The sequence below is a fragment of the Gryllotalpicola sp. genome (genome assembly GCF_027352875.1).
GTDB lineage: Bacteria > Actinomycetota > Actinomycetes > Actinomycetales > Microbacteriaceae > Gryllotalpicola.
On sequence record NZ_DAIEII010000069.1, the window covers coordinates 1 to 7,394 of the forward strand.

The window sequence follows — 7,394 nt, forward strand, 5'->3', positions numbered from 1 at the left end:
GGCGCGCCCCGCGCGTCGCGCCGGCCGCTTCGCCGCCGGATGCGACATAATGAGCCGATGCCTCCTGCCCCGGCCGTTCCGGCGCCGCCCCTGCTCACCCTCGTGATCGAGCCCCGCCCGGGTTGGCGGGCGCTCGACCTCGCGGAGCTGTGGGCGTACCGGGAGCTCCTCTACTTCCTGGTGTGGCGCGACATCAAGGTGCGCTACAAGCAGACGGTGCTCGGCGCGGCGTGGGCGATCCTGCAGCCGCTCGCGACCGCGGTCGTCTTCACCCTCTTCTTCGGGCGGCTCGCCCATATCGCCTCGGACGGCCTCCCCTACCCGATCTTCTCGTACGCCGGCCTGCTGGTGTGGACATTCTTCGCGCAGGGACTCACCCAGTCGTCGGCGAGCGTCGTCGGCTCGGCCAACCTGATCACCAAGGTGTACTTCCCCCGCCTCGTGATCCCGCTCGCGGCGGTGGTCGCCGGCCTGCTCGACCTCGCCGTCGCGTCCCCGCTGCTCCTCGTCATGATGGCGTACTACAAGGTCTGGCCCGGCGTCGCGGTCGTCGCCCTGCCGCTCGTGCTCCTGCTCGCCTTGCTCACCGCGGTCGGGGTCGGGCTCTGGCTCGCCGCGCTCAACGTCGAGTACCGGGACGTGCGCTTCGTCGTCCCGTTCCTCGTCCAGCTCTGGCTGTTCGTGACCCCGGTGATCTACCCGGCCAGCGTCGTCGCGCCGCACATCGAGAGGCTCGGCGTGCCGGGCTGGGTTCTCGGCCTCAACCCGATGGCCGGGGTGGTGGAGGGGTTCCGCTGGGCGATGCTCGGTCACGGCGCCGCGCCGGTCCACCTGATCGCGGCCAGTGCCGCCGTCGCGCTCGTCCTGTGCGTGACGGGCGCGCTCTACTTTCGCAGCGTGGAGCGGGAGTTCGCCGATGTGGTCTGAGCCGGCCCCGTCCCGCCCCGGGGCGCCGCGATGAGCGCTCCGGCGATCCGCGTCGAGGGGCTCGGCAAGCGCTACCGCATCGGCGAGCGGGTGCGCTACAAGTCGCTGCGCGAGAGCGTGTCGAACGCGGCCCTCCGGGCGCTGCGCGGTGAGCGCCGCCCGCACGAGACGATCTGGGCGCTCAGGAACGTCTCGTTCGAGGTCGCACCCGGCGAGGTCGTCGGCGTGATCGGCCGCAACGGCGCCGGCAAGAGCACCCTGCTCAAGATCCTGTCGCGCATCACCGAGCCGACCCAGGGCCGCGTCGAGCTCCACGGCCGCGTCGGGAGCCTCCTCGAGGTCGGCACCGGCTTCCACCAGGAACTCACGGGCCGCGAGAACATCTATCTTAACGGCGCCATCCTCGGCATGAAGCGCGCCGAGATCGAGCGCAAGTTCGACGAGATCGTCGCGTTCGCCGAGATCGAGCGCTTCCTCGACACCCCCGTCAAGCACTACTCCACCGGCATGTACCTCCGCCTCGCCTTCGCGGTCGCCGCCCACCTCGAGCCCGAGATCCTCCTCGTGGACGAAGTGCTGGCCGTCGGCGACACTGCGTTTCAGAAGAAGTGCCTCGGAAAGATGGGTGACGTCGCTCGCGGCGGCCGGACGGTCCTCTTCGTCAGTCACAACATGACAGCGGTGAATCAGTTGTGTAGGTCGGCCGTGTGGCTCGACGAAGGAACGATTGCCCACGTTGGTGCGGTCCAGGAGGCCGTCCAACGCTACCTGAGCTCCGGGGAAATGGAAGGGGCGGAGAAACGATGGGCGGAGGGGAGCCGCGCGCCGGGTAATGACAGGATCTCCGTTCAAGCCGTGCGGGTGGTCACCGAGGACGGAGTCCTCACCAACAGGTTCGATCGAGAATCGCCGTTCTGCTTTGAAGTCGAGTACCGTCTCCTGAGCGAAGTCCTCAGTATGCAAGTCGGTTTCTGGCTGCAGAACAGCGAAGGGGTCGTCGTCTTCGTCGGCGGCGATGCCGAGAACCAGGACTATTCCGGACGCTCCCGTCCGGCTGGAAGATACCTCAGCCGCGCCTTGCTTCCCGGCGGCCTGCTCAATTCCGGAACTTATTACCTCTCTCTCGGCGTCGATATGCCGGTCGGAGCCAATGTGATCATGCGGGACCAGGTCATCCGGATCGACCTATCGCAGCGAACGATTCCGCGGCATAGTGCCCACGCCAGCTGGCGTCCACCGGGCGTCCTTTGTCTCTCGCTTCCCTGGGAGATTCGACAGCTCGGTGAGCGCTAGCGATTGACGTTCGGTTATGGCAGGATAGGTTCTTGGCACAAGTCACACTGATCGACCCAGCAGGATGGCAGGGGGCGGCGGCTGGTCAGAGGCCTTACCCCAACATCGGAATCGCGTTCCTCATACCTCCGCTTTTGCGTGCGGGCCATAGCGTCGAGGTTATCGACTTGAACAACGAGACGCTCTCCCAGGTTGAAACCATTGACAGGATTGTTGCCCTCCGACCCGACGTCGTCGGTTTCTCTGTCAAGACCGCAACAATGAAATCATCGCGCCTCTTGGGAAGATCAATCCGCCCCCTTCTCCCCGAGACCAGGATCATCCTCGGTGGCCCTCATGCCACACTGTGCGGGTCCGACCTCATCCACGAGGGGTGGGTCGATGCGGTCATGGCCGGTGAGGGGGAGGAGCGGATTGCGGACGTTGTCGACCACCTGGTCAACCGTGACGCCCCGGCGAGCGTTGACCATTCGGTGGAACATTCTGGACCTCCCGAGAAGCTGTTTGTGAGGAGCCCCGCTGTTGCCGATCTAGATACCCTAGCCTACTCCGAGTACGGCGCCTTCCCTGCGTCTGTTCAGGCTTTCCTTTCAACCGGCTACCCGCTGATCACGAGTCGTGGTTGTGTGTTCGGCTGCACGTACTGCAGCGTCCCGACAATTAGTGGCCGATGCTTTCGGCGGCGAGCTCCGGAGCGGATCGTGGCCGAGCTGACCTGGGCCCGCCGACGCTGGGGGATCGTGAGCTTTGAGCTCATCGACGACTCCTTCAACATCGATATGCGGCATTCCAAACGGATCTGCCAAGCGCTCATCGAGGCCGACCTCGGTCTACGCTGGACCTGTCCCAACGGTATCCGTGCTGACCTGATCGACGAAGAACTCGCCAGTTTGATGGCGTCGGCGGGCTGTTGGATGGTTATGCTCGGCGTGGAGCATGCGGACCCTGGTGTTCTCCGAGCAGCCAATAAGGGTGAAACGCTCGGCGACATCGAGCGTGGCATTCGCTGCCTTCAAAGAGCCGGGATCGAGGTTGGCGGATATTTCATCATTGGCCTACCAGGGGACTCTCTCGCCGCGACGCAGGCGTCGATCGATTTCGCTGCACGCCTCGGCATCGTTCCTCGCTTCAACATGCTCGTCCCCTATCCAGGGACCGCGTTATGGTCCTGGGTGCAGCGCCACGGCCGCCAGCTGGCCGACATCGAGGACGGCATGCACTTTGCGGCTGGGGGAGCTCTGCTACCAACCTTCGAGACCCCGGAGTTTCCCGCGCGCGATCGCATCCGAGCCTGGGCTATGGTCCATACGAAGACCCGGCGCTTCGACATGATCCTGCCCACGACCCGCCGCCGGTGGCTCGATCCTCTGCGGAAGCTCGATCTCGTGTTTCGCTATGACCGGCGCAACCTCCGCTCTGCGGTGGTGCACACGATTCGCCGATCGCTTGGCCGCCCGGAACGGACGCCGCAACGGATTGACCGCCTTGCCTCCATACCCGGCGACGAGCCGGAGTCGCGTCATGCTGCGAGTCCGGACGCTCCACTGCGGCCGGGAGAGGGATTTCTCGGTGCACCGCGGAGGCTGAGGATTCTCGTCGTCTCGAATCTCTTCCCGCCGGATGTCGTCGGCGGCTATGAGATCGCATGTAGCGAGGCTGTCGAGGGTTTGCGCGCTCGCGGGCATCAGGTATCCGTGCTGACGAGTTGCTTCGGAATCGCGCCGCTTGTCGAGGAGCCGTCGATCCGCCGCGCACTCACTGTGGATCTCGGCTGGGAACGCACGCCGGGTTGGCGCTACGTGCTCAAGCTGCTGCGCAAGGAGCGCGATAATCGGCTTGCTTTTCGGCGGCGTCTGAGCGCTGGGCCGTTCGATCTCGTATTTTTTTGGAACCTCCGCTTTCTGTCCGTATCGCTTCTCGACATCGCGCTGGAAACGGGCGTACCATTCGCCACCTACGTTTTCGATGACTGGATGGCCTCCATGGCGAGCGATGACGCCTGGCTTGCTTGGCTGCGGCGTCGACCGTCCAGATTCCTCAAAGCCCTCTTGAAGCGAGGTGTCGTGGCCTTGGCACCTGTTCCGTACAAGCGTGCTGATCCGTCCTGCCGCAGCTGGCCGAATTCGATCTTCGGGAGCGACTACCTGCGCCAGAGGGCGCTTTCCGCCGGGACTGCGGAGGCGAACACACCTGTGATCTACTGGGGAATCGACACGGCCAAATTCTCCCCGAGCGACCCGCAACGTCGGCCACCGAGCCGCCTGCTCTATTGCGGCCAGGTCACGCCGGCCAAGGGCGTCCACACCGTCGTCGAGGCGTTTGCCATCTTGACCCGTGACGGCAGGTGCCCAAACCTGCAACTCACTATTGCCGGCGGATCGACGCAGGCGGAATATCTCGGGGAGCTGAAGGCCCGGGTTGCGTCCGCTGGCCTGGGAGAGCGCGTCAGGTTCACCGGGTTCCTCGCTCGGGACCGTTTGGCGGCCTTGTATCGTGAGCACGACATCCTGATCTTCCCTTCAGTCTGGGAAGAGCCTTTCGGCATTGCTTTCCTTGAGGCGATGGCCAGCGGTCTGGCAGTCGTCACGACGGCGACGGGAGGAAACTCGGAGATCACCATTCCCGGAACCAATGCGCTGGTCTTTCCCCGGGGAGATGCCGAAGGCTGCGCTCGGACGGTGGCGCGGCTGATTGATGAGCCTGAATTGTACGCCGAGATCGGGCGACATGCGCGTGCCTTTGTCGTTGAGCGGCACAGGTTCAACGACACTCTCCTGAGGATCGAACAGCACTTGCTCGCGCTGGCGCCGGTCGCGGGCGGTGCCGGCGAGTTCACGCCGGGACCCGCGCGCCGATGAGGGGCGGGCGATGGCGTCGGCGGAGATCGGGACGCCCCTACGGCGCAGCCCCGGCGCCAGTAAACGGCACCACGCTCTCTGGGTCTACCGTACCGCTGGAAAGCGCGACGTCCGATCGGCGAGCCGCCGGGGAGTCGGCAACTTCCCTTCTCAGGGCGGGGATGAAAAGACACTGATGGTGCTCCTCCCAGAAACGGTCCTGACGTTCTCGTTGACGTGACGCCGCTCGCGGTCGGCTCGCGTTGGCAGGGGATCGGCACCTACATCGTGAGCCTGGCGCGAGCGCTGGCGGCCCTCTCCGAGGATGAGCGGTAGGGGTTGTCGATTGCGGCGCTGGTCGAGTGGCGGAGCGGCGTTCCGGTCCTTGCCCCGCTCGACGAGGCGGCGGACGGCGTGGCGGTGTGGGAGGGAGCGGCGTACAGCGCGCGGCTGTTCGTCCGGGGCGGAGGTTCGAGCTGCGGCGCGCGGCGCCGCGCCTGATTCACCTCACCGAAGCGATCGGCATGCCAATCCTCCCCGCTTGCCCGAGGATCGTGACCTGCCACGACCTCATCCCCTTGCTCTTCATCGAGTTCTACGCCCGGCGCCGGCCTCACCTCGCCCGACTCCGCCGCCTGCCGCAAGAGCTTGTCCGCTACCACGGCGCGCGCCGGATCGTCGTCGTCAGCGAGACGACGAGGCACGATCTCCACCGCCTTCTTGGTGTACCGGAGGCCAACATCGACGTCGCCCTCCTCGGCATCGACGCGGCGACGTTCCAGTCGCACCCGGAGCCGGAGGAGAAACCCGCACTGGAGCGAGAGTATCAGCTCGACCGCACCTACGTGCTCTACGTCGGCTCCGGCGACCCGCGCAAGAACCTGCCTTTCCTCGTCGAGGCGTTCGCCGCCAACGGTCTCGCAGGCCCCACGGTGGTTGCCTTGGCGGGAGCGCTTCACGCGGGGCATCGGCCCGCGGTCGAAGATGCGATCCACTGGTGCGGGCTCCGGGGCGAGGGTGATGTCTAGGCGGGACGGGCGTCATCCGGTTAGGCTGGGCTCAAGTCGCCCGACACGCTCCCCCGGCCGGCCGGGCGATCGAGGCCGGCTGTGCGCCCGGCGTCTCCCTGGAAGCGCTCGCCGGGAAAGGGTATTGTGCCTCGGCGTCGAGCCCGCCGAGGCGGTGGTGAGGTCGGTGTCCGAGCACAGCGCGATCGAGGTCCGCGTTGACTTCTTCCCGGCCGTGAGCCTACTCGCGTGCGATCTCTTCTGGCCCTAGACGTCCTCGAGCACGCTTCCGACCCACGGGCGCTCGTCGCCGAGGTCTTGCGCGTGCAGGTGCTGGGCGGTGTGGCCGTCCTTCAGACCGCGATCGACCGACGCGAGTTCGCCACGCCGTTCGGCGAGCGGGGCGACCTATTTGATGACCTCGAACATCTCTTCCTGTTCACCGACGACGCACTTGGCCGGCTCGCAGCGGGCGCCGGCCCGCAGGTCGTCTCTCAGGCGGAGCGTGTGTTCGTCGGCGGGGAGATCTGCGTGTTGGGCAAGCCGGGCTGATCGCCGCACGCCCGATGTCACGGACAGGCGGCGGTTTCTCCTCGGTGCCGCCGCAGACTACACTACTGCCGTGTCGGCGACCGAACGCTCAGCGACTCTCGCGCATGACCGGGGGGCGAGACCGAGCCGCTCCCGCGAGGTGATCGCGTCGGGCGGATTGCGGATCGGCGTGTTCGGGGTCGCGGGCGGCGATTGGATCGCCGGCGGCCGGCACCTCGTGAACCTGCTCGCAGCGCTCCGTGCCGCGGACCCGCGCGCGGTCGAGACGTTCCTGGTCAACCCTGACGACCGGTTGCTCGCGGACCTCGGCGAGCTCGATCTCCCGACTGCAGGGATCGTCAGGTACGCCCTCCCTCGGCGTCGGACGCCGAGGAGCGTGCTCAACTCCGCGGCGCGGCGCATTCTCTCGCTCGATCCCACGGCCGACCGCGAGCTCGCCGCTGCTGGAGTCCGGGTTGCGTTCGGCAACGTGCTCCCGTACCGCCTCCGCCGCGTCAAGACGGTCTCGTGGATCCCCGACTTGCAGCACGTCCACCTCCCGGATCACTTCAGCGAGGACGAACGGGAGCGGCGTTCCGCAGCGTTTCGCCGCTGCATGGCCGTCTCGGACCGTGTCGTGGTCACCAGCGCGAGCGTGCGTGACGACCTCGCCCGACTCGCGCCGGCGCACGCCGCCAAGTGCGTGGTGTTGCATCCGGCGAGCGCCTTCCCGGCGGCCGTGTATCGGGCGGACCCGCGTGAGGTGGTCGCCGCGTACCGGCTCCCCGAGAAGTTCTTC

Annotated in this window: 7 protein-coding genes; all 7 read left to right on the forward strand. The window is 66.6% G+C overall.

Annotated elements, in window-relative coordinates:
- The first annotated feature begins 57 nt into the window (after positions 1 to 57).
- Positions 58 to 927 carry an ABC transporter permease gene (locus M7D61_RS08505; RefSeq protein WP_298229504.1) on the forward strand — a complete coding sequence of 290 codons (870 nt, stop codon included), beginning with the start codon at positions 58 to 60 and terminating at the stop codon, positions 925 to 927.
- Between the two features lie 30 nt (positions 928 to 957).
- Complete coding sequence (locus tag M7D61_RS08510) at positions 958 to 2,220, forward strand: ABC transporter ATP-binding protein (protein ID WP_298229506.1); 1,263 nt, start codon at positions 958 to 960, stop codon at positions 2,218 to 2,220.
- Positions 2,221 to 2,252: 32 nt separating this feature from the next.
- Positions 2,253 to 5,078 (forward strand): glycosyltransferase, encoded by a 2,826-nt coding sequence (locus tag M7D61_RS08515; RefSeq protein WP_298229508.1) that lies wholly within the window; start codon positions 2,253 to 2,255, stop codon positions 5,076 to 5,078.
- Between the two features lie 318 nt (positions 5,079 to 5,396).
- A complete protein-coding gene (locus M7D61_RS08520; RefSeq protein ID WP_298229510.1) occupies positions 5,397 to 5,558 on the forward strand; it encodes a hypothetical protein in 162 nt (53 codons plus the stop codon).
- Positions 5,534 to 6,085: a glycosyltransferase gene (locus M7D61_RS08525; protein WP_366083923.1), complete on the forward strand. Its 552-nt coding sequence runs from the start codon at positions 5,534 to 5,536 to the stop codon at positions 6,083 to 6,085. Before M7D61_RS08520 ends, M7D61_RS08525 begins: the two co-directional genes overlap by 25 nt.
- A gap of 228 nt (positions 6,086 to 6,313) precedes the next feature.
- The gene (locus tag M7D61_RS08530) at positions 6,314 to 6,616 is read left to right on the forward strand and encodes a hypothetical protein (RefSeq protein ID WP_298229514.1); all 303 of its coding nucleotides are present in this window, start codon (positions 6,314 to 6,316) and stop codon (positions 6,614 to 6,616) included.
- 70 nt (positions 6,617 to 6,686) lie between these two features.
- Positions 6,687 to 7,394 (forward strand): hypothetical protein (locus M7D61_RS08535; protein ID WP_298229516.1); only part of this gene is annotated, 708 nt, incomplete at its 3' end.